The 20,773-nt window shown below is 73.0% G+C and carries 19 protein-coding genes; 5 read left to right on the plus strand and 14 right to left on the minus strand.

What is annotated here, in order from left to right; all coding sequences use genetic code 11:
• Nucleotides 1–6 precede the first annotated feature (6 nt).
• The 7 genes from ABT015_RS15380 to eccB all read right to left on the minus strand — a co-directional run bounded on the left by ABT015_RS15380 (nt 7) and on the right by eccB (nt 6,002).
• A complete protein-coding gene (locus ABT015_RS15380; RefSeq protein ID WP_350879528.1) occupies nt 7–309 on the minus strand; it encodes a hypothetical protein in 303 nt (100 codons plus the stop codon).
• Nucleotides 302–751, minus strand: coding sequence for a YbaB/EbfC family nucleoid-associated protein (locus ABT015_RS15385; protein ID WP_350879529.1), 450 nt, complete (start codon nt 749–751; stop codon nt 302–304). The genes ABT015_RS15380 and ABT015_RS15385 overlap by 8 nt, the downstream gene beginning before the upstream one ends.
• A 149-nt stretch (nt 752–900) precedes the next feature.
• Entirely contained in the window at nt 901–3,303 is a 2,403-nt protein-coding gene (locus tag ABT015_RS15390) for a hypothetical protein (RefSeq protein WP_350879530.1), read from the minus strand.
• Between the two features lie 90 nt (nt 3,304–3,393).
• Nucleotides 3,394–3,759 carry a hypothetical protein gene (locus ABT015_RS15395; RefSeq protein WP_350879531.1) on the minus strand — a complete coding sequence of 122 codons (366 nt, stop codon included), beginning with the start codon at nt 3,757–3,759 and terminating at the stop codon, nt 3,394–3,396.
• A gap of 21 nt (nt 3,760–3,780) precedes the next feature.
• Nucleotides 3,781–4,077 carry a WXG100 family type VII secretion target gene (locus ABT015_RS15400; RefSeq protein WP_350879532.1) on the minus strand — a complete coding sequence of 99 codons (297 nt, stop codon included), beginning with the start codon at nt 4,075–4,077 and terminating at the stop codon, nt 3,781–3,783.
• A gap of 41 nt (nt 4,078–4,118) precedes the next feature.
• Nucleotides 4,119–4,427, minus strand: a complete 309-nt coding sequence (locus ABT015_RS15405; protein WP_350879533.1) for a hypothetical protein — start codon at nt 4,425–4,427, stop codon at nt 4,119–4,121.
• Between the two features lie 108 nt (nt 4,428–4,535).
• Entirely contained in the window at nt 4,536–6,002 is a 1,467-nt protein-coding gene (eccB, locus tag ABT015_RS15410; RefSeq protein ID WP_350879534.1) for a type VII secretion protein EccB, read from the minus strand.
• Between the two features lie 268 nt (nt 6,003–6,270).
• On the opposite strand from eccB, the gene ABT015_RS15415 reads away from it, so the two are divergent.
• A complete protein-coding gene (locus tag ABT015_RS15415; protein ID WP_350879535.1) occupies nt 6,271–9,396 on the plus strand; it encodes a phosphocholine-specific phospholipase C in 3,126 nt (1,041 codons plus the stop codon).
• Nucleotides 9,397–9,483: 87 nt separating this feature from the next.
• Here the strand turns inward: ABT015_RS15415 and ABT015_RS15420 are convergent, their stop codons facing one another.
• Complete coding sequence (locus ABT015_RS15420) at nt 9,484–10,683, minus strand: agmatine deiminase family protein (protein WP_350879536.1); 1,200 nt, start codon at nt 10,681–10,683, stop codon at nt 9,484–9,486.
• 184 nt (nt 10,684–10,867) lie between these two features.
• Here ABT015_RS15420 and ABT015_RS15425 point away from each other — a divergent pair, with 184 nt between their 5' ends.
• The gene (locus tag ABT015_RS15425; protein ID WP_350879537.1) at nt 10,868–11,446 is read left to right on the plus strand and encodes a TetR/AcrR family transcriptional regulator; all 579 of its coding nucleotides are present in this window, start codon (nt 10,868–10,870) and stop codon (nt 11,444–11,446) included.
• Between the two features lie 24 nt (nt 11,447–11,470).
• Here ABT015_RS15425 and ABT015_RS15430 read toward each other — a convergent pair whose 3' ends face one another.
• The 3 genes from ABT015_RS15430 to ABT015_RS15440 all read right to left on the minus strand — a co-directional run bounded on the left by ABT015_RS15430 (nt 11,471) and on the right by ABT015_RS15440 (nt 14,696).
• A complete protein-coding gene (locus ABT015_RS15430; protein ID WP_350879567.1) occupies nt 11,471–12,667 on the minus strand; it encodes an agmatine deiminase family protein in 1,197 nt (398 codons plus the stop codon).
• A gap of 144 nt (nt 12,668–12,811) precedes the next feature.
• The gene (locus ABT015_RS15435; protein WP_350879538.1) at nt 12,812–13,936 is read right to left on the minus strand and encodes an agmatine deiminase family protein; all 1,125 of its coding nucleotides are present in this window, start codon (nt 13,934–13,936) and stop codon (nt 12,812–12,814) included.
• A gap of 205 nt (nt 13,937–14,141) precedes the next feature.
• Nucleotides 14,142–14,696: a TetR/AcrR family transcriptional regulator gene (locus tag ABT015_RS15440; protein ID WP_402452249.1), complete on the minus strand. Its 555-nt coding sequence runs from the start codon at nt 14,694–14,696 to the stop codon at nt 14,142–14,144.
• Nucleotides 14,697–14,948: 252 nt separating this feature from the next.
• Between ABT015_RS15440 and ABT015_RS15445 the strand changes: the two genes are divergently transcribed.
• From ABT015_RS15445 to ABT015_RS15455, 3 genes are all read left to right on the plus strand, one after another.
• Nucleotides 14,949–16,580, plus strand: a complete 1,632-nt coding sequence (locus tag ABT015_RS15445; RefSeq protein WP_350879540.1) for a serine/threonine-protein kinase — start codon at nt 14,949–14,951, stop codon at nt 16,578–16,580.
• Between the two features lie 108 nt (nt 16,581–16,688).
• Nucleotides 16,689–17,192: a DinB family protein gene (locus tag ABT015_RS15450; protein WP_350879541.1), complete on the plus strand. Its 504-nt coding sequence runs from the start codon at nt 16,689–16,691 to the stop codon at nt 17,190–17,192.
• A 140-nt stretch (nt 17,193–17,332) separates the two neighbouring features.
• Nucleotides 17,333–18,241, plus strand: coding sequence for a phosphotransferase family protein (locus tag ABT015_RS15455; protein WP_350879542.1), 909 nt, complete (start codon nt 17,333–17,335; stop codon nt 18,239–18,241).
• A 21-nt stretch (nt 18,242–18,262) separates the two neighbouring features.
• Here ABT015_RS15455 and ABT015_RS15460 read toward each other — a convergent pair whose 3' ends face one another.
• The 3 genes from ABT015_RS15460 to ABT015_RS15470 are packed head-to-tail and all read right to left on the minus strand — an operon-like array spanning nt 18,263 to nt 20,431.
• On the minus strand, nt 18,263–18,664 hold the full coding sequence (locus ABT015_RS15460; RefSeq protein WP_350879543.1) for a pyridoxamine 5'-phosphate oxidase family protein: 402 nt from the start codon (nt 18,662–18,664) through the stop codon (nt 18,263–18,265).
• 55 nt (nt 18,665–18,719) lie between these two features.
• Complete coding sequence (locus ABT015_RS15465; RefSeq protein WP_350879544.1) at nt 18,720–19,349, minus strand: MBL fold metallo-hydrolase; 630 nt, start codon at nt 19,347–19,349, stop codon at nt 18,720–18,722.
• Complete coding sequence (locus ABT015_RS15470; protein WP_350879545.1) at nt 19,346–20,431, minus strand: S-(hydroxymethyl)mycothiol dehydrogenase; 1,086 nt, start codon at nt 20,429–20,431, stop codon at nt 19,346–19,348. Before ABT015_RS15470 ends, ABT015_RS15465 begins: the two co-directional genes overlap by 4 nt.
• Nucleotides 20,432–20,773 lie beyond the last annotated feature (342 nt).

Consider the following 20,773-nt stretch of genomic DNA (forward strand, 5'->3'; position numbering starts at 1 on the left):
GGACCGTCAGTTCTGGTTCCGGGCCTCCTCGTCGGCGTTCTTCAGCATCTCGGAGGTCCTCTGACCCTTGGTTCCGGCGCCCTCGACCTTGTCCCGCACCTTCTTGAACAGGTCGTCGAGATCGGCAGTCGGCCCGTCCACGTTCTTGTGGTACTCCTGGCCGATGTCGTCGTTGCCCGCCGAGGTCTTGTTGAACTCGTTGATCTCGTCGGTCCACCGGCGGACTTCCTCGATGGTGTCCGAGAGCGGGCCGAACTTGGCGAACTTGTCCTTCAGGTCCGCCATGGCGGTCAGCTGGGGCTTAGCCACGGAACTCCTCCTGCCGGTCGCGCTTGCGACGGTCCGCGGCGGCGGCCTCGTCGGCGTAGCCGGGCCGCATCTCCCGCAACGGCGCGAAGAGGTCGTCGAGTTCGGTCCCGCCGGTCATCGAGGCCCGCAGTGCCTCCCCCAGGCCGCTGAACGCGCCCATCGTCTCCGCCACCCGCTCGCCGATGTCGGCCCGCGCGGTGTTCAGCACGTCGGCCAGGACCTGCCCCAGCTGGGCCGGTGCCATCGACCGGTACGCGGTGGTGTGGAAGACCAGGGACACCACCTGCCCCTGCGCCCCGACCGTCGCGGTGACCATCCGGTCCTTGGACGTCACCGAGGCGGTGGCCGCCTGCAACTCCTTGGCGGCCACCGCCATCTTGGCCTGCTGCTCCTCCAGAGCGGCCATGGCCTGTTCGATCTGTTCGGCGTACGACAACGCCATCACCCGCACTTCCGTCTCGTCCCGAATCCCGATGACGCGTCCCGGGCCTACGGGGGTGAGGCCCGGGACGCGTCGGCTCGTGGGGTCGTACGGTTCTCTCTACGGACGGGCGGGGTCCTGCGGTTCGACCGCCGACGCGAATCGCCCGGTCAGCGGCCGATGACGCCCGTCACGGCGCCCGAGTCGGTGCCCCAGACCTCCTCGTCCTCGGCCAGCCAGGTGGTGCGCTGCCGTTCCTTCTCCCCCTGACCGCCCGCGCCCGCGCCGGCACCGGCGCCCATCGGCGGCATCATGGGGCCGCCTCCACCGGTGGTGGAGACCCCCCGGCCCATCAGCTGGGCCTCCTCGCCGGCCAGCCCGGCCGCTGACGCCCGCTCGGCGGCCATGGTGCGGGAGGCCATGGCCTCCTCGGCCGCCGCCGCCCCCTTGTCGATGCCCAGGGCGGAGGCCAAGCGGTCGCTGACGCCGATGCGCGGCGGCCCCTGAGCGGCGATGCCGCCCATGGTCTTGGGGCCGGAACCCTGGCCGCTGAAGGGCTCGCCGAACAGGTCGGTGCCGCTCTTGAGGGAGCTCGAACCGCCGGAACCGCCGAAGGAGATTCCGCCGCCGCCGAGCGAGCTCGGCAGGCCGGTCCAGCTGCTGCCGCTACCGCCGCTGCCGCCTCCCCCGCCGACGACGAGCCCGCCGCCCCGCCCTGAGAGCGCGTGCTCCTCGTCGGACAGCAGCTGCTCGAACTGCGAGACGGGCCGACCGCTCGCGGTGCGGACGGTGCCGTCCGCGTCGATCTTGTCGTCCTTGCGGAGCACCACCGGGTTGCCGTTGGAGTCCTTCAGCAGGTTGCCCTCGGGGGTGGTGACGGTGCCGTCGTCGTTGATCTTCGACCCCGGCGGCACCTTGAACGCCGTGTTGGAGGTCGATCCGCCCCCCGAACTGCCCGATCCGCCCGATCCGCCCGACCCCGTGGTCGGCTGGCCCACCACGGTGCCCACCGGCACGTGCCGGGGCTTGCCGTCCTTGTCGAGGAGCGGCTTGCCGTCGGGGCCGATGAGTTCGCCCTTGTCGTTGACCTTCGTCCCCGGCGGGACGTACATCGGCTTGCCGTCCTTGTCGAGAAGCGGCTTGCCGTCCTTGTCGAGCAGCGGTGCCTGGCCGTTGCCGCCGCCGATCCCCCCGATCCCACCGATTCCGCCGATGCCTCCGGTCCCGGTGCCGCCGCCCTTGCCGCCGGTGCCGTCGCCGCCGATCCCGCCGGGCTTCGGCGGCGGGGGGCCGGTGTCGATCTTCGGCGGCGGCGGACCGCCGATGCCGCCGTCCTTCGGACCGTTCTTGTCGTCCTTCGGGCCGTCAGTGCCGCCGGGCCCCTTGTCGGGGCTGTCCTTCGGGGGGTCCACCTTGTCCGGGGCCAGGTCCATGTTCGGGGCCGCGAACGACATCAGGACCTTGGACGCGGCCTCGTAGGCGGCGGCGAGGGCGGTCCCGGCGTCGGAGGCCGCCTTGTCGAGCGTCTTGACCACCTCGTCCGTCCACTGCTTGGTCGCCGCGTTGTTCAGGACCGTGGCGAAGGCGGCGACCGACGCGGTCCCGGCGGAACCGCTCGTCATGCTCGTGGTGCCGCCGCTGACCGTGGCCTCGTACGAGGACTCGTTGTTGTACGTCGTCGGGTAGCGGACCGCCGTCAGCTTCTGGACTTCCTGCGTGAACGCGTAGTGGATGCACAGGTCCGGCCAGGCGTACGTGGCGTGCTTGTCCGGGTCGTCGTTGCTCTTGTACGCCCACGAGCCCGTGGGGTCCGTCAAGGCGCTGTACCCGCGCCAGGGGTTGTACCCGTTGTTGTACATGTCCTGCTGGACCTTGACCAACGCCTCGCCGGCCGCCTTCAGCTTGTCGGCGATGCTGCTGCCCGCGGCCGGCGCGGGGGCGTCGTCCTTGAACGCGTCGAGGTCGCCGCTGAGTCGGTAGTGCAGCGTCTTGAACTCGTTCTGCAGCCCGACCAGGACCTCCTTGAACCGGCCTGCCGCACTGCCCTGGAAGTCGCTGCCCGCGCCGTCCACGGACTCGGCCCACTGGTGGATCTTCGCCCGGTTGTCCGCGAAGAACGTGTCCACCAGGGCGAGGATCCGCGCCGCCTCGATCAGCGTCTTGTAGTTCGTGTTGTCGTTCCCCGGGCCCCCCTGGAAGATGGCCCCGCCCAGGATCTCTCCGGGGTCGGTGTGGAACCGGTGCAGCACGCTCCCCGACGTGCCGGAGGGCGTGTCGTCGAAGAAGTGCCAGTTGTAGGTCACACCCAGGATCGTGGTGAACGGGGTGGTGGCGTTGCCGTCGCCGTAGTCCCACTCCGCCCACATGTCGTAGCCGGCGTTGTGGCTGGCCAGGCCGTCCTTCTTCTTGCGCAGGTTGTTGTTGTACCGGGAGTCCGTCACCAGCTCCTGCCCGGTGATCCACGGCTGCCCCGTGACGTCCGTCCGTTTCACGATGGCGCTGTGGTCCGACCCCGCGAACGCCTCCAGCATCTGTTCCCAGGTGTACGTGACCTTGGGCGGCTCGTCCGCCATGGTTTCCTCCGAACGCGGTGACACGGGTCAGGACAGCGGTGTGCCGTCGGATCGGGCGGCCCCACAACCGCCCGATCCGACGACGGGCCCTCACTTGGGCGGGGTGGGAGGTCCGGTGACTCCGCCGAGCACGTCCTTGAGGACGTCCATCATCTGGGCCTCCGACAGGGCTTCGCCGTCACCGAGGTGCAGCTTCTCCCGCGCCTTGATCAGGTCGAGCACGATCTTGTCGACGTCGCCCCGGATGGCCTCGATCGATTCGCCCACACTCTTGGAGAAGGCCTCGAAGTTGGTCTTCAGGGCCTTCGTCGCGGGGAACGATTCCCGGCCGGGCTTCAGCGCCGGCACCTCGGTCCAGGACGTCTTCTGGCCGTTGACGTCCTGTTCGAAGGTGTTCAGATCCTTCACGAAGGTCTCCAGACCTTCGACCGTCACCTTGATCGTCGTTTCACCCATGGTCGCGCGCCCCCGCCCGGACTAGAACTGCTTGCCGGCGTTGTAGTCCGATTCCGTCATGATGTCGTGCATCTTGGTGAGCGTGTTCGCCGCGGCCTCGATGTCCTTGTCCATCTGCGACTCGTTGGCCGCGACGACCCGGGAGAGCTCCTCGAAGGCGGTGGCGGCGACACCCTGGAAGTGCCCGCCGTCGATCACGCCCCTCAGCTTGCCCATGAGTTCTTCCAAGTTGCTGTGCATCAGGTTGCCGGCCTGCCGGAGCTCGGCCGCCGACTGCTCGACCGTCTCGTGGTGGAGCTGGATGTTTCCGAAGTCCATCGGTTCGCTTTCCCTAGTCTTCCTGCTCTTCCGACGCGTCCTCAGGCGCCCTGGAGCCCGTTGTAGATGCCGTCCGCGGCGTGCGCCCGGGCATCGTTCTCGGCCTGGGTGAGGATCTGGTTGGCGCCCTGGGTGGACTGGACGAAGTTCTCGAAGGCACCGATGACCTTCTGGTAGCGCTGCATCCAGTCATCGACCTTCGACTGGAACATGTCGCTCGCGCCGGAGATGTAGCCGGCGGCGAGCTCCTCCTTGATCCGCTCGACCGTGCGGCCGGCGGTCACCATGTTCTCGATCTGCTGCTCCAGGCTCGAAAGAACCTGGCGGATCGCCTCATCTTCCTTCGTCAACATGGACGGTGTGCCCACGGCATGCTCCCTTCCCTGCACGAGCGGGGGCGCGACTGCGACCCCGCACACGTTCCTGACCGACTCAACGGGCTCGCGAGACCGGGTGGTTCAGCTGCACGGGGCCGAACCGGGCGCGGCGGCCGCGGCGGCGGCCGTCGGCGTGGCGGCTGCCCCGTCGGCCACCGCCGCCGGGTCCAGGAGCGGCCCGGTGGGGAGCAGCCCGACCACCGGGGCGGGCACCGAAACCGGCGTGGCACCCCCGTAGCCGAGCTGTTTGGCGACGGCCGCCGAGGGCAGCGGATACCGCACCCCCGCCTCGGTGACCAGGTACTCGGTGCTGCCCGTGCCCGCGCCGGAGACCACCTTGACCAGGGCGCCGCGCCCGGGCCGGACGGAGATCCGGTCGGCCACCGCGCAGCCGCTGCCCACCGCACCCGCCGGAGCGGTCGGCGGGCGCCCGGTGTCCGCCCCGGCCGCGTCCAGGAGGGTGATCGCGGTGACCGGGGAGCCGGCACCGGTGTGCAGGTCGGCGCAGACCCCCTCGCCGTGCAACGGGGTGACCAGGGTCGGCGGCGTCTCGGGCAGTCCCGTGGCCGGGGCCCCGCCCGGCGCGGTGTGGGCGGCCAGGTCGACCGGGCCGATCAGCGCGGGCGCCGGGGCGTTGTTCGCGTACGCCTCCTTCTGGGTGCGCGGATCGCCGCGCAGCAGCTCGTACAGGGTCGTGGTGAGCGGGACCAGGCCGTCCTTGGTGAGCAGGTAGTGCGCACCGCCGGCGACGTCGAAGAGTTGGCCGATCCTGGTCGGCTTCCCGGAGAGCACCGGGCCGTCGCCGCCGCGCCCGGGGACGGCGGGGGAGGCGAGGTCCGGGCCGGCGGGCAGCGCGTTCAGCACCCCGGCCGGGACGGGGAAGGGCGTCGCCCCGCCGTATCCGAGCGCCTGCAGGGCCTGGTTGGCGGTGTCGACGCGCAGTCGCTGGCCCTGCCAGAGCAGGTGCACCGTCCCGTCCGGGAGGGAGACCAGCACGGCCTGACCCGGGGTCAGCGCCTTGCCCTCCTTGACCGGGTCCATCAGCAGGCCCAGCCGGGGTGCGGGGGCGCCGGTCGGGCCTGGCTGGACGGTCCCGCACACCAGCCAGGTGCCGCCCGCGAGTTCGGCGGCCGGCGGCAGTCCGTCCGGGGCGCCGACGATCCCGACCGGGGCGCCGCGCGGCACGTCCGCGAGCGACGCCCGGCCGACCTGGGCGACCGCCATCTGGTCGCCGGCCACCAACCGGGCGCTGGTGTCGTTCAGCACCGGGTGCAGCTGCCCGCCCACGAAGAGGTAGCGGGCGCCCGTCTCCTCCACCACCACGAGCGTGCCGGGCTTGGTCCAGCCGGCGTCGCCGCCAGGCTTGATGACCCCGTACACCACGACCCCGAGCCCGATCAGGACGGCCACGGCCAGTCCGGTCGTGGTGCCCCGGGTGGTCCGCCCGGTGGGGGTGTCCGGCGCGTCGGGCTCGGCCCGCAGCATGCCGGAGGCCAGCCTGCTCATCACGAACAGGTGCGCCTGCACCTGGTCGCGTCGGGACTGCATCCAGTTCCTCCCCGGTGTCCGGGCGCGCCGCTTCCGCGCCCCCACCCCGGTGCTACGGCTCGGAGGGGCGCGGGAGTTCACCGGGCCTCGTCGGCCGCGGTTCTCCGTGGCCCGGCGTCAAGTCAAGTTGTCTGTACAGCTCCGGGCCCCTTGACGGCCATCGGATCGTCATCGAACTCCCCGGCCCCGGTCACCTCGGTCGCTTAGAAACATGGCTGGTCCGGGTCGAACCGATGGTCCGGCGCCCGTCAGCAAGGAGCCCCACCCGATGAGTCCGATGCCGATGCCCGAACTGTCGCGCCGCAGCCTGCTCGGCGGCGCGGCGGCGGCCGCCGTGCTGTCCGCCCTCCCGATCAGCGTCCAGGAGGCGCTCGCCGCGCCGGCCAAGCCCGGGCGGCTGGCGGACATCCAGCACGTCGTGGTGCTGATGCAGGAGAACCGCGCGTTCGACCACTACTTCGGCACCCTGGCGGGTGTCCGCGGCTTCGGCGACCGGACGGCGGTGCGCGGGATCAACGGGCGCTCGGTGTTCCACCAGCCCGACCCGGGCCGCAAGGAGGGCCACCTGCTGCCCTTCCCGATGAACGCCGCGCACACCAGCGCCTACCAGCAGGGCGCGCCCGCCTTCGGCTTCGTGGACTCCATGAAGGCCTGGAACGACGGCCTCGCCGACGGCTCGGTCACCCGCCGCTCCGGCGGCTGGCTCGGCCAGGGCTACTACGAGAGCGCCGACATGCCCTTCTACCACGCGCTCGCCTCGGTGTTCACCACCTGCGACGCCTACTACGCGTCCGTCCAGTGCAACACCAACACCAACCGCGACCACCTGATGACCGGGACCAGCGGCGGCACCGTACGGGACACCCCGGTGACCGACAACACCGAGATCCCCGGCGGCTACGAGTGGACCACCTACGCCGAGCGCCTGGAGCGGGCCGGCGTCAGCTGGAAGACCTACCAGGCGCTGGACAACTTCGACGACAACGCGCTCGCCTGGTTCGCCCCCTTCGTCAAGGCCAAGCCCGGCGAGCCGCTGTACGAGCGCGGCATGCGGGCCGTCGGCGACCCGGCGAAGAAGAACGACCCGTTCGCGATGGGCGACGCCCTGGTCGACGCCTTCGCCGCCGACGTCCAGGCCGACCAGCTGCCGCAGGTGTCCTGGATCGTCGCCCCGGCCGCGCTCTCCGAGCACGCCAACTACGCGCCGCCGAACGGCGAGCACCTCACCGCCCGGCTGCTCGCCGCCCTGGCGGCGAAGCCCGAGGTGTGGCAGAAGACCGTCTTCATCCTGAACTACGACGAGCACGGCGGCTTCTTCGACCACCAGCTGCCGCCCGTCCCGCCGCTGGCCACCGGGCGCGGCAAGTCGACCGTGCCGGTGGACGGCGAGGTCGTCGTCCGCGTCAGCAAGGGCTCCGCCACCTACCACCGGGTCGTCGGCCAGGACGGCCGGTACCGGGTCAAGGCCGCGGACGGCTCGCTCACCTGGTCCGACACCCTGCCGGCCGGCGAGACCCTGGTCTCCGGCCCGTACCCGATGGGCCTGGGCGTGCGGGTGCCGATGGTCGTGGTCTCGCCGTGGACCCGCGGCGGGGTCGTCGACTCCACCGTCTACGACCACACCTCGGTGCTGCGCTTCCTGGAGCAGCGCTTCGGCGTCCAGGAGCCCAACATCAGCCCGTGGCGGCGCACCGTCTGCGGCGACCTCACCAACGTCTTCGACTTCTCCGGCCGCAACCCGGCCTGGCCGCAGCTGCCCGACACCAGCGGCAACCGGCAGAAGGTGGTCGACACCGGCAAGCTCCCCGCCCCCACCGTGCCCAGCCCGCAGGCCTTCCCGCAGCAGCAGCGCGGCACCCGCTCGGCCCGCCCGGCGCCCTACGACCTGCTGGTCAAGCCCCGGCTGAAGGGCGGTGAGCTCACCCTCGACCTGGTCAACCAGGGCCGCCAGGGCGCGGTGTTCGCCGTCTACCCGGCACCGGGCGGCGCGCCCCGGCACTACACCGTCGGCGCGAAGAGCCGGCTCTCCGACGTCTGGACGGTCGGCCCGGAGGGCTACGACCTGCGCGTCCACGGCCCCAACGGCGCGCTGTGGCACCTGCGCGGCGACGCCGCCGCCACGTACGAGGTGTCGCTGTCGGAGGAGCGCAACGGCAAGGTCCTCGAAGTCGACGTGATCAACCGCTCGCGCACCGCCCAGACCTTCCTGGTCGGCGACCTCGCCTACGGCGACGGGCTGCGCGAGGTGCGGGTCGCGGCCGGCGACGACCGGACCGTCAACGTCGCGGTCCGGCCCGAGGGCTGGTACGACGTCGCGGTGGCCGTCCGCGGGGACCTCACCTTCCGCCGCCGGATCGCCGGCCGCTTCCCCTGGGACGACCGGACGGTCACCGACCCGGCCCTGGGCCTCGCCGACCCGCTCGCCGTGGACGTCGCCCTCGGGGCCGCCTCCAGCACCATCGACGAGCCCGTCCTGCTGCCCGGCCGCCCGGCCCGGGTCTCGGCCGTGCTCACCGCCACCGCCGCGCTCACCGCCGTCGAGGCGCAGCCGGTCGTCCCGCCGGGCTGGACGGTCACCGCCGTCACCGCGCCGCCCGCCGCGCTCGCCGCCGGCGCCACCGCCACCGCCGTCTGGGAGGTCACCCCGCCCGCCCAGCTGCCGGACGGCGCCACCCACCGGATCCTGGTCACCGCCCGGGCGCTGGCCGGCGACCGCTTCGCGATCGCCGACGGCGAACTCGCCGCCCGCCCCGCCCCCGTGATGGCCGGCCACCTGCTGGGCGAGGACTTCGAGTCGCTGGCCGGCGCGCTCCAGCCGCAGGACGGCGTGCTCGGCTGGACGGCCCAAGCGCCGCAGGGCTGGTCGGTGGTCAACGCCCCCGGCATGCCGCAGGGCACCGTCCGTCTCCAGGGCTGGACCTTCCACACCAAGCGGGAGTGGTCCACCCCGGCCGGGCAGGACCGCGGCAACTTCACCCGCGGCCTGGGCGTCCTCGCCGTCGCCGACCCGGACGACTGGGACGACACCGGCTCGCCCTCCCGCAAGGGCGTCTTCGACTCCACGCTCGTCTCCCCCGCCGTCCGCCTCCCGGCCGGCGTCGACACCCTGTACCTGGCCTTCGACTCGCACTACCGGCAGGAGGCCCCGCAGAAGGCGTCCGTCACCGCCGTGTTCGACAACGGCACGGAGACCCGCCTGGTGTTCTACAGCGCCGACGCCACCGGCAACGACAACGCCGGCAAGGACGTCCAGAACACCCTGGTCACCCGCCGCCTCGCCGTCCCGGCGGGGGCGCAGGCGGTGACGCTGAAGTTCCGGATGTACGACGCGGGCAACAACTGGTACTGGGCGGTCGACCACATCCGCCTGGACAGCCGGCCGATCACGGGCTGACCGTCCGGGAACGGCCCGATCGGCCGGGCCGTGCCGCCCCTGCTCTCGGGGCTCGGTGCGGCCCGGCCGATCGGGCCGGCAGATCGGTCAGGCCGGGCCCGAGGAGCCGCCGGAGGCCCCGGCGGCCTCGGGCTGCTGCTGGGTCGAGCAGTGGATGCCGCCACCGCCGGCCGCGATGGCGTTGATGCTCACCGGGACGATCTCGCGGCCGGGATGGAGGTCGGCCAGCACGCCGACCGCCCGGTCGTCGGAGGCCTTGTCCCCGAACTGGGGCATGATCACCGCCCCGTTGACGACGTAGTAGTTGAGGTAGGTGGCCAGGAAGTCCTTGCCCCGGTCCGGCTGCCCGGTGAGGTCGGGTTCGGCGAGTTCCACGATCCGCGGCTTGCGGCCCTTGGCGTCGGTGGTGGAGCCGAGCACCTGCAAGGCCTGGTCGGAGGCGCGGGACCAGATGTCCGGCGGCGTGTCCGGGCCGGGGCGGTGGATGACGACCACGCCCGGCTCCGCGAACCGGGCCAGGGCGTCGATGTGGCAGTCGGTGATGTCCTGCCCGGCCACGCCGGCGAACCAGATGACCTTCTGGACGCCGAACAGGTCCTTCAGGGCCCCCTCGATCTGGTCGCGGCTCGTGCCCGGGTTGCGGTTCGAGTTGACCCACGAGCTCTCGGTGGCCATCAGGGTGCCCTCGCCGTCGACCTCGATCGCGCCGCCCTCGCCGGTGATCGGCGCCTGGATGCGCCGGATCCCGTAGTGGTCGAGGAGGTTCCGGGCGACCTTGGCGTCGTTGTCGTGGGTCTGCTTGCCGCCCCAGCCGTTGAAGTTGAGGTCGACGCCGGCCAGCCCGGCCGGGCCGGTGACGAAGGTCGGGCCGGTGTCGCGGGCCCACAGGTCGTCCACCGCCAGGTCGAGGACCTCGACGCTGGAGCCGCACAGCTGCCGGGCCGCGGCGCTCTGGTCCGGGCGGGCCATCAGCACCACCGGTTCGAACCGGGCGACGGCCTGCGCGATGTGCGCGATGTCCTGGCGGACGGCGGGCAGTTGGTCGCCCCACACCGAATCGAGGGCCGGCCAGGCCATGAACGTCCTGGTGTGGGGGCGCCACTCGGCCGGCATGGCGTACGACGCGGCGGCGCTCGCGGCTCCGCCCGTGCCCGTGCCGGCGGCCGTGGTCGGCTCGTCCTTCGGGGACGAGGCCCCCGACGAACCGCAGCCTTCCACCATCGCGACCACGGCCGCGGCCGCCCCGGAGCGCAGCACGGCCCGGCGGGACAGGGCGGGTTCTCTCATGGCAGGTCCCCTCGTCGACACGGATTCCACCCCGAAGCGGGCGATATCCGACAGTAGGGGTGGCCGGCGGGTCCGTCGGCGAGCCCGCGCGGCGCCGATCGGGCGAATCAGGCGATCCGCCGGGGCGGACGACTTCCCGGCTGGACTGAAAGTTCAGTCAATATTTCGAGTACAGTGGACCACCATGCCAGACCGTCGGACAGAGATACTGAGAGCGGCCACGAGGCTCATCGCGCGACGCGGCGTACGCGGGCTGCGGGTGGGGGAACTGGCCGCCGAGGCCGGGGTGTCGACCTCGCTGATCTACTACCACTTCACCGACCGCGCCGGGATCCTGCGCGAGACCCTGGAGTTCATCGGCGAACGGGCCGACCGCTACACCGCCGAACCGGAGCCCGGGGCGCCCGCGGACGACCCCTGCAGCGAACTGGCCCAGGCCCTGCTGCTGGAACTCCAGGACTCCGCCGAGGTCCGCGAGAACAGCACCGCCTGGGGCGAGTTGCGGGCGAGCGCGGTCTTCGAGTCCCGCCTCCGCGAGGACCTGGCCAGGGCCACCCACACCTGGGTGCACGAGATCGCCGGCCTGCTCGGCCGCGCCCATCCGTTCGGCACCGCGCCCGCACACGCCGCCTCCGCCGAACGCCTCACCGCGCTCCTGGAGGGCCTCAGCATCCGCTGGCTGAGCGGCTCCCTGCCGCTCGACCGCGCGCGCAGCCTGCTCGACGAGGCGATCGGCACGGAGATCGCGGGCTGGCGCGCCTAGGGCGTGTCGCCGAAGGAGCAGCGGTCAGGACTCCGGCGTGCCGGGCTGGTCGTGGGTCGAGCAGTGGATCCCGCCGCCGCCGGAGGCGATGTCGTCGATCTTCACCGGGACGATGTCGCGGCCGGGGAAGTGGTCGCGCAGGATCTGCTGGGCCCGGTCGTCGGCCTTGGCGTCCCCGAAGCGCGGCAGGAACAGCGACTTGTTGGCGACGTAGAAGTTGATGTACGAGGACACGAACGCGTCGCCGCGGCCGGTGATCCGGTCCGGATCGGGCTGCGGAAGGTCGATCACCTGCAACGGCCTCCCGTGGGCGTCGGTGGCCGTCTTGAGAACCTCGCGCGCCTGGGCCGCGGAGCGGGACCAGACGTCGGCGGGCGCGCCGGGGAAGGGCTGGTCCAGCAGGACGACCCCGGGGGCGGCGAAGCGCACCAGGCAGTCCACGTGCGCGTCCGTGATGTCCTGGTCGCGCACACCGGCGAACCAGATCACCTTGGTCACGCCGAGGGCCGTCTTGAGCTCGGCCTCGATCTCGTCCCGGCTCCTGCCCGGGTTGCGGCGCTGGTTGACCACCGAGCTCTCGGTGACCATCAGCGTCCCCTCCCCGTCCGTCTCGAACGAGCCGCCCTCCGCGACGACCGACGTACGGACCCGCTCGATCCCGTACCGGCCGAGGACGGCGGCGGCCAGCGCCGTGTCGTTGCCGTGCTCCTTCTGCTTGTTGCCCCAGCCGCTGAAGTTGAAGTCGACGCCCTTCGGCTTTCCGGCCTCCTCGACGAACACCGGTACGGTGTCCCGGGCCCACAGGTCGTCGACGGGCAGCGCGACGACCTCGACGTCCTTGCCGCACGCGCTCTGCGCCGCGTCCACCTGGGACTGGCGGGCGAACATCACCACCGGTTCGTAGCCCCCGACGGCGCGGGCCAGCCGCGCGATGTCCTGGCGGACGTCCGGGAGCTGGTCGCCCCAGATGCCGGTGGACGCCGGCCAGGCCATGAAGGTGCGGGCGTGGCTCTCCCACTCCGCGCCGAACCTGCGCCCCGGCGTCGCACCCGCCCCGCCGGAGGCGGGCGGCTGGGATGCCACGGGCGCCGACGGCTGGGACGTGCCCGGCGCGGGCGGCTCCGAGGAGCCCGAGGGGGCCGCCGCCCCGGGCCCGTCCGACGGGGCACAGGCCGCGGCGCCGAGCGTCAGCAGGCCGGCTCCGGCCACGGCGCGCAGCATCGTGCGGCGGGACGGGACGGACGGGGTGGACGGGGTCGACCGGGCGGAGGAAGCGGGCGGGGTCGGGTTGAACACGGAACGCTCCGGCGGTACGAGGGCGCGGGACAGCGCGGGCGGGCGGCGGGCAACGGGGGGCGGCTACGGCTACGGCAGGGGTTCCTGCATCGTGGAGCAGTGGATGCCGCCGCCCCCGGCCATCAGGCGGTCGACGTCGAGCTGGACGACCTCGCGCCCGGGGAACGCCTCGGCGAGGGTGCGCCGGGCGGCCTCGTCCTTGTACGCGTCGCCGAACTGGGCGGCGATCACGCCCCCGTTGACGACGTGGAAGTTCAGGTACGAGTCGACGAACTTCGAGTCGCGCGAGCGGACGGTGTCGGGGCCGTCCACCCGGATCACCTGGAGCCGGCGGCCCCTGGCGTCGGTGGCCCGGGAGAGGATGTCGAACTGCTCCCGGGCGTCCCGGGCCCAGACGTCGTGGCGGTCCGCCGGGGGCAGTTGCACCAGGACGACGCCCGGCCGGACGAACCGGGAGGTGACGTCGATGTGGTCGTCGGTGATGTCCTGGCCCTTGATCCCGGGGACCCAGATCATCTTGTCCGCGCCGTACACCTCCAGGACGGCCTCCTCGATCTCGTCCCGGCTCATGCCCCGGTTGCGGTTCTTGTTGACCAGGCTGCTCTCGGTGGCCATCAGGGTGCCGTCGCCGTCGGTCTCGACCGAGCCGCCCTCACCGACGAACTCCGCGTAGGAGAAGGGGAGTCGGAGCATCTCGGCGATGCCGCGCGCGACCTCGGCGTCGTCCCGGTGGGTCTGCTTGCCGCCCCAGCCGTTGAAGTTGAGGCCGACGGCGTCGAGCCGCCCGTAGCCGTCGCGCCGGAACACCGGGGCGGTGTCCCGCATCCAGAGGTCATCGGTGGGGACGGCGTCCGTCACGGTGACGGCGGATCCGCACAGGGACCGGGCCTCCCGGACGCTGTAGTCGTCCGGGGCGCACATGACCACCGGCTCGAAGCGGGCGATGGTCCGGGCGATGAGCGCGATGTCCTGCTGGACACCCGCCAGCTGCCTGCCCCAGACGGACTTGCGGGACGGCCAGGACATCCAGGTGCGGGCGTGCGGGACGTCGTCGCGGTCCACCCACCACTGCGGGAGCCCGGCCTCGCCGGCGTACGGCAGCCCGTGCTCCGCCTGGTGCGGGGGCGGGGGCGAGGGCGGGGCCCCGAAGAGGCGGTCGAACAGGGAGCGGTTGTCACCGTGGATGTTGCTCATGACGGATCTCCAAATCAAGTATTGCCCACCGAGTGACCGGTGGCCCCGCAGTCGCAACTCTGACATTGACTGAATTTTCAGTCAAGCTCCAGATCATGAAACTGCCCGACCGGCCCCGACGCGGGAAAGGCCCGGCGCGGAAAGTCCCCGGAACGCGACAAGGCCCCGGGTCGCCTCTTCGCCCGGGGCCGGAACGCGACGCGCGCTACCCGCGCAGCCGCTCCACCTCGGCGTCGATCGCGCCGGCCATCAGCTCACGCGCGTGCGCCACCGGCAGGCTGCCGCTGAGCCAACGGACGCTCAGCCCCTCCAGCAGCGCGGTCAGCCGCTCGGCCGAGGCCGCCAGGGCGGCGGCCCCGTTCATCGGCCGCACCTGCCCGAGCAGCTCCGCGACCTCCTGGACCCAGACGAGGGTGGCCCGGGCCAGGTCCTCCCGCAGCTCGGGATCGAACACCGCACTCGCCCGCAGCTCACCCCAGGCCGTGCTGTTCTCCCGCACCTCGGGGGTGTCCTGGAGCTCCAGCAGCAGCGTCTGCTCCAGCTCGCCCCGGGCGTCCAGCGGCGGCGCGTCCGCCGCGCGCTCCGTCGTGTAGCGCTCGGCGCGGTCGTTGATGAACTCCAGCGTCGCGCGGAGGATCCCCGCGCGGTCCTTGAAGTGGTAGTAGATCAGCGCGGTGGACACCCCCGCCTCCGCCGCCAGTTCCTCCACGCGCAGCCCGCGGACGCCGCGCCGGGCGATGACCCGCGCAGCCGCTTCCATGATCAAGGTTCGACGGTCAGCCACAAGGAGTCACCTTACCCGGAGGGGGCACCGGCCGACCGGAGGGCCCCATTCCTGACTGAAATCCCAGTCGGGGTATGATCCGGTGCGCTTCGCGACGCCGGCGTCCGCCCGGGCCCCCGGCCCGACCACTCGCCGCGCCCTCGCCTTGCACCGTCCCACCCCGCCTCACCTTGCCCCGCCCGCTCCGCCACTCCCCCGTCCCACCCGCACGACCCGCTGGGAGCCAGCATGACCGCAGAGCCCTTCGGCGCCCCGTCGCCCACGGCGTTCCAGGCGCTGTCCCCGGACGACCCCCGCGAGGTCGGCGGCTACCGCCTCTGCGCGCGGCTCGGCGCGGGCGGCATGGGCCTCGTCTACCTGGCCTACACCCCCGGCGGGCGGCCGGTCGCGCTCAAGGTCGTCCGGCCCGAACTCGCCGAGGACCCCGAGTTCCGGCACCGCTTCGCCCAGGAGGTCGCCAGCGCCCGGCGCATCCACGGCCTCTACACCGCCCAGGTGGTCGACGCGGGCACCGACGCCGCCACCCCCTGGCTGGCCACCACCTTCGTGCCCGGCCCCTCCCTCCAGCAGGTCGTCCAGCACTACGGACCGCTGCCCGAACGGACCGTCCTGCTGCTCCTCGCCGGCATCGCCGAGGCCCTCCAGGCGATCCACGCGGCGGGCGTCGTCCACCGCGACCTCAAGCCCGGCAACGTCCTCGTCGCCGCCGACGGCCCCCGCGTCATCGACTTCGGCATCGCCCGGGCCGCCGACGCCAGCCCGCTCACCGGCACCGGTCTGCGGATCGGCTCGCCCGGCTTCATGGCCCCCGAACAGGCCCTCGGCCTGTCCGCCGCCCCGGCCACCGACGTCTTCGCGCTGGGCGCCCTGATCGCCTACGTCGGCTCCGGCGCTCCCCCCTTCGGCGACGGGCCCGAGCCCGCCTCGCTGTACCGGGCGGTGCACGAGGAGCCCGACCTCTCCCAGCTGCCGCCCGGGCTGCACGAACTGGTCCGGCTCTGCCTGGCCAAGCGCCCCGAGGACCGGCCGGGCACCGCCCAGCTGATCGAGGCCGCCCGCCGGCACCCCGCCACCGGCGGCGAACTCCGCTTCTCCGACGACTGGCTGCCCCAGCAGGTCGTCGGCGCGATCCGCCGCCACAGCGACCTGCCGACCACGCCCGGCACACCCGCCCCGCCCGCCACCGTCCTCTCCCCGGCCCGGGCCGCGGCCGACGCCCCGACCACGCTCGGCCTCCCCGCCCCGTCGCCCACCCGGCTGCAACCGGCCCCCGACAGACCCGAGCCCGCCACCCCCGCCCGCCGGCACACCCGTACCCGCACCGTGCTCCTGACCACCGCCGCCCTCCTCGTCGGCGCCGCGGCCGCGTTCGTCCTGCTCGATCCCGAGTACCTCGACGACCCCGACGACCAGAACGTCGCCGCCAACCTCCCCCCGTCCGGCGCCGCCACCAGTGCCCCGGCCACCGCCCCGGCCACGACGGCCGCCGGGTACACCGCCGTCCACACCAACCTCGAACTCACCTCCCCCGACCCCAGCTACGAGTTCGACCTCAAGGCCGGGAAGGTCACCGCCCAGGACGCCTCCACCTGGTACCTGGGCCGCCACGCCGGCGAGTTCTCCATCCCCGAGGACAGCGACGCCTACGTCGCGCCGACCGGCCGGCTCACCCTGCCCGACTGCGTCAAGGGCGTCGAAACCCAGCCGGTCTCCACCCTGCCCTTCAACGCCCTGCGCACCGACCGCAGCTTCTGCGTCCGCGCCCAGGGCGGCCAGGACATCGCCATCGTCCGCATCCTCGCCTCGGCCGACGACGGCCCGGTCCGGATCTCGCTCACCTCCTACCACCGCTCCGCCTGACGCGGCGCCACCCCGGGCGGACGGCGCCGTCCGGTGCCGCCCGCGAGCGGAACGGGGCCGGCCGCCGGCCCGGCGGCACTTGTCGGTGACGGCTGGTACGGTCCGCCCATGATGAAGCGCGTACCGTTCACCGGTGCTGAGAAGGAGAGTCTGCGCGTCGCCCTCGACCGGCACCGTGACGCGGTGCTGTGGAAGCTCGACGGCCTGGACGACGAGCAGCTGCGGCGGCCGATGACCCCGTCGGGGACGAACCTGCTGGGCCTGGTCAAGCACCTGGGAGGTGCCGAGCTGGGCTGGTTCTGCGAGGCGTTCGGCCGCGAGACCGGGCCCCTGCCCTTCGACCTGGAGGCCGACGAGACCTCCGACATGAGGGTGGAGCCGCACGAGTCCACCGAGGACGTCCTGGCGTTCTACGCCCGCGCCCGCGCCGCCGCCGACGAGGTGATCGGCGAGCTCGACCTCGACGACCTGGGCAAGGCCTGGTTCGGCGACGCCGTGTCGCTGCGCTGGGTGCTCATCCACATGGTGACGGAGACGACGCGGCACGCGGGCCACATGGACATCCTGCGCGAACTCCTCGACGGCGCGGCCGGCGACCACAACCGGGGCTGAGCCGGGCCGGAGCCGCACCCGCGCCATCCCGCGTCATCGCGTGCCACCTCCGTCGAACGCCTGACGTGCCCGCCCGGCGCCTTCACACTGGTGGTGAACGACGCAGGCCGACCTGCGACCGCGAAACCCCGAAGGTGTACATGAGTGAGCGATTCGCCGCGTTGGACGACCTGGCCGAGCGGTGGGGCCTGAGCGGTCTGGAACTCGTCGGCGAGGGCCTGGAGTTCTCCGTGTTCCGGGCGCAGGGGCGGGACGGCCGGCCCGTCGCGATGCGGCTCGCGCGCCGGCGGTACGAGTCGAACGCCAACGACCCCCACGTGGACACCCGGACCCTGCTCCGGCAGGAGTACGCCATCGCGAAGCACCTGGCCGCCCACGGCCTGCCGGTCGCGCAGCCGAGGGAGCTCGTCCTGGCGGACGACCCGGCCGCCCCCGACGTGCTGCTGTCCGCCTACGTCCCCGACGACGGCTCGGACCTCGACTCCTTCGAGCTGGGTCACCTCCTCGCGAGGCTCCACCGGGTGCCGCCGCCGCAGCTGAGGCCCGTCGCGGCGGAGGGAGCCGGCACGGCGGCGGCGATCGCCGCGCGCATCGGGCGCCGCTGGGCCGAGATCGGCCGCCGCGTCGACGACTGGCCCGAGCCGCCGTCCGCCTCCCTGCTCGCCGGCCACCTCGCCGGCTGCGCCGAGGACAGCCTGCTGCACCTCGACGTGCGCAGCGCCAACATCCGCCGCCACCAGGGCCGGGCGGTCGCCCTGCTGGACTGGTCGAACGCCCTGCTCGGGCCCCCGGCCGTGGAGTTCGGCCGACTCGTCGAGTACGCCCGGTACCCGGAGAACGACCTCGACCCGGCGGCGGTCCGCCGCGGGTACGCGAGGACGGCGACCGCCCCGGCCGACGACGATCCGTGCCTGCTCGTGGGCCGACTGGACGCCGCGCTGATGCTGGCGCTCGTCTTCCTCTCCGAGGCGCCCGACGCCGGCCGGGGCCCCGCGGCGGTCGACCACGCCCGCGAGCTCGCGCTCAGGATGGGCGCGAGCCACGGGTGAGGCAGCCCGGGAGCAGAGCTCTCAGGGCCGACCGAGGACGCGGTCGACGGCGATCTCGATGACCACCCGGTCCGGGTTCACCCGGGGTTCGCGGTAGCGCTCGGTGTAGCGCCGCTCGGCGTCGGCGACCTGCTCGGGCTCGTCCCGGACGACGGCCACGCCCTCCAGGGTCGACCAGCGGGCCCGGTCCACCTGGCAGACCGCGACCCGCAGGCCCTGCGGGCCGGCCGCCGCCACGTTGCGCGCCTTGCGGCTGGTGCGGCTGGTGATCACCCGGGCCGTCCCGGTCTCCGGCTGGTACGTCACGCCGACCGGCACCACGTGCGGGGAGCCGTCCGGGCGGGCGGTGGTCAGGGTGGCGATGTGACGCTCGCGCCAGAAGGCGAGGAAGGCGTCGTCGAGGTCGCGTGGATCATGGGCCATGATCGCGATGCTACGGCCCCCGGAGCACGCGGCGTGCTCCGGGGGCCGTTCGTCGTCAGTGCCCGCGGGCGATCCAGTCCGGCAGGGCCGGGGCCTCGGCGCCGATGGTGGTCGGATCGCCGTGGCCGGTGCGGACCACCGTCTCGGCCGGGAGCGACAGCAGCCGCTCGCGAATCGAGTCGATGATCGTCGGGAAGTGCGAGAACGACCGGCCGGTCGCGCCCGGGCCCCCGTGGAACAGGGTGTCGCCGGTGAAGACAGTGCCGAGCTCCGGCGCGTACAGGCAGACCGCGCCCGGGGCGTGGCCCGGGGTGTGCAGGACGGTCAGCTCGGTGCCGGCCACCTCGATCCGCTGCCCGTCGGCGAGTTCGCCGTCCGGCAGGCGCTCGGGGTGGGTGAGCTTCCACAGCGGCAGGTCGTCCGGGTGCAGCAGGATCGGCGCGCCGGTGCGGGCCGCGAGGGCCGGGGCGGCGTCGATGTGGTCGTTGTGCGCGTGGGTGGAGACGATCGCCATCAGCCGGCGCCCGCCGAGCGCGGCCTCGATCGCGTCGGCGTCGTGCGCGGCGTCGATCACCACCGCCTGCTCGCCGTCGCCGACGATCCAGACGTTGTTCTCCACCTCCCAGCTGCCGCCGTCGAGTTCGAAGGTCCCGGCGGTGACCAGCCGGTCGATCCTCGCAGTCACAGGACCACGACCGAACGGAGCACGTCGCCCTGGTGCATGCGCTCGAACGCCTGCTCCACCGCGTCGAGTTCGATGGTCTCGGTGACGAACGCACCGAGGTCCAGGCGGCCCTGGAGGTGGAGGTCGATCAGCATCGGGAAGTCCCGCGAGGGCAGGCAGTCGCCGTACCAGGAGGACTTCAGCGCGCCGCCGCGACCGAACACGTCGAGCAGCGGCAGCTCCAGCGTCATCTCCGGCGTGGGCACGCCGACCAGGACGACGGTGCCGGCGAGGTCGCGGGCGTAGAAGGCCTGCTTGTACGTCTCCGGGCGGCCGACCGCCTCGACCACCACGTCCGCGCCGTTGCCGCCGGTCAGCTCCCGGATCGCCTCGACCGGGTCGGTGCTACGGGAGTTGACGGTGTGGGTGGCGCCGAGCTTGCGGGCCGTCTCCAGCTTGCGGTCGTCGATGTCGACGGCGATGATCTTCGACGCGCCCGCCAGCCGCGAGCCCATCACGGCCGCGCCGCCGACGCCGCCGCAGCCGATCACCGCGACCGAGTCGCCGCGGCCGACGCCCCCGGTGTTGATGGCGGCGCCGATGCCCGCCATCACACCGCAGCCCAGCAGCCCGGCGACGGCCGGCGAGGCCGCCGGGTCGACCTTGGTGCACTGGCCGGCCGCGACCAGGGTCTTCTCGGCGAACGCGCCGATCCCCAGCGCCGGGGACAGCTCGGTGCCGTCCAGCAGCGTCATCTTCTGCTTGGCGTTGTGGGTGTTGAAGCAGTACTGCGCGCGGCCGCGCCGGCAGGCGCGGCACTGGCCGCACACCGCGCGCCAGTTGAGGACGACGAAGTCGCCCGGCTCGACCTCGGTGACGCCCTCGCCGACCGACTCGACGATGCCCGCCGCCTCGTGCCCGAGGAGGAACGGGAACTCGTCGTTGATGCCGCCCTCGCGGTAGTGGAGGTCGGTGTGGCAGACCCCGCAGGCCTGGATTTTGACCACCGCCTCGCCCGGCCCCGGGTCCGGCACCACGATCGTGGTCACCTCCACGGGCGCGCCCTTGGCGCGCGCGATGACTGCCTTGACCTGCTGGGCCATCCGATTCCACCTCCGTCGGCCGATGCGGCTCTGCACCGGCGTGACCTGCGACAAACGACTGCCCACGAAGCGTAGCGCCCGTAGCGACGGGCGCCGACGGGGCGGGTCCGGTGATCCGGCTCACCGCACCGCCCGCGAGGGCGTCATATGCCGTCGAGATATCCGCCGGACCCCCCGGCGCGGCCCGCAGGGCAGGGCGCGCGGGCGGCGCCGAGCGCCCGTCAGCGTGCCTCGAAGTGCCCGGAAAGGAGCGCCGTTGGCTGGAAGTGCCGCTGACGCGCGCGCCGCCGCCCACGTACGGTCGTAGCAGAAGCGGTCCACGCGACCACGCTCAGCACATCC

Origin of the sequence: Kitasatospora sp. NPDC094016 (assembly GCF_040304045.1) — a bacterium.
GTDB lineage: Bacteria > Actinomycetota > Actinomycetes > Streptomycetales > Streptomycetaceae > Kitasatospora.

Excerpts from the sequence above, each read along its gene's own strand:
- eccB (WP_350879534.1), bottom strand. The coding sequence starts at position 6,002 with ATGCAGTCCCGACGCGACCAGGTGCAGGCGCACCTGTTCGTGATGAGC.
- ABT015_RS15390 (WP_350879530.1), bottom strand. The coding sequence starts at position 3,303 with ATGGCGGACGAGCCGCCCAAGGTCACGTACACCTGGGAACAGATGCTG.
- ABT015_RS15450 (WP_350879541.1), top strand. The coding sequence starts at position 16,689 with ATGATGAAGCGCGTACCGTTCACCGGTGCTGAGAAGGAGAGTCTGCGC.
- ABT015_RS15420 (WP_350879536.1), bottom strand. The coding sequence starts at position 10,683 with ATGAGAGAACCCGCCCTGTCCCGCCGGGCCGTGCTGCGCTCCGGGGCG.
- ABT015_RS15435 (WP_350879538.1), bottom strand. The coding sequence starts at position 13,936 with ATGAGCAACATCCACGGTGACAACCGCTCCCTGTTCGACCGCCTCTTC.
- ABT015_RS15385 (WP_350879529.1), bottom strand. The coding sequence starts at position 751 with ATGGCGTTGTCGTACGCCGAACAGATCGAACAGGCCATGGCCGCTCTG.
- ABT015_RS15455 (WP_350879542.1), top strand. The coding sequence starts at position 17,333 with ATGAGTGAGCGATTCGCCGCGTTGGACGACCTGGCCGAGCGGTGGGGC.
- ABT015_RS15400 (WP_350879532.1), bottom strand. The coding sequence starts at position 4,077 with ATGGACTTCGGAAACATCCAGCTCCACCACGAGACGGTCGAGCAGTCG.
- ABT015_RS15460 (WP_350879543.1), bottom strand. The coding sequence starts at position 18,664 with ATGGCCCATGATCCACGCGACCTCGACGACGCCTTCCTCGCCTTCTGG.
- ABT015_RS15415 (WP_350879535.1), top strand. The coding sequence starts at position 6,271 with ATGAGTCCGATGCCGATGCCCGAACTGTCGCGCCGCAGCCTGCTCGGC.
- ABT015_RS15445 (WP_350879540.1), top strand. The coding sequence starts at position 14,949 with ATGACCGCAGAGCCCTTCGGCGCCCCGTCGCCCACGGCGTTCCAGGCG.
- ABT015_RS15440 (WP_402452249.1), bottom strand. The coding sequence starts at position 14,696 with ATGGAAGCGGCTGCGCGGGTCATCGCCCGGCGCGGCGTCCGCGGGCTG.
- ABT015_RS15425 (WP_350879537.1), top strand. The coding sequence starts at position 10,868 with ATGCCAGACCGTCGGACAGAGATACTGAGAGCGGCCACGAGGCTCATC.
- ABT015_RS15470 (WP_350879545.1), bottom strand. The coding sequence starts at position 20,431 with ATGGCCCAGCAGGTCAAGGCAGTCATCGCGCGCGCCAAGGGCGCGCCC.
- ABT015_RS15395 (WP_350879531.1), bottom strand. The coding sequence starts at position 3,759 with ATGGGTGAAACGACGATCAAGGTGACGGTCGAAGGTCTGGAGACCTTC.
- ABT015_RS15430 (WP_350879567.1), bottom strand. The coding sequence starts at position 12,667 with ATGCTGCGCGCCGTGGCCGGAGCCGGCCTGCTGACGCTCGGCGCCGCG.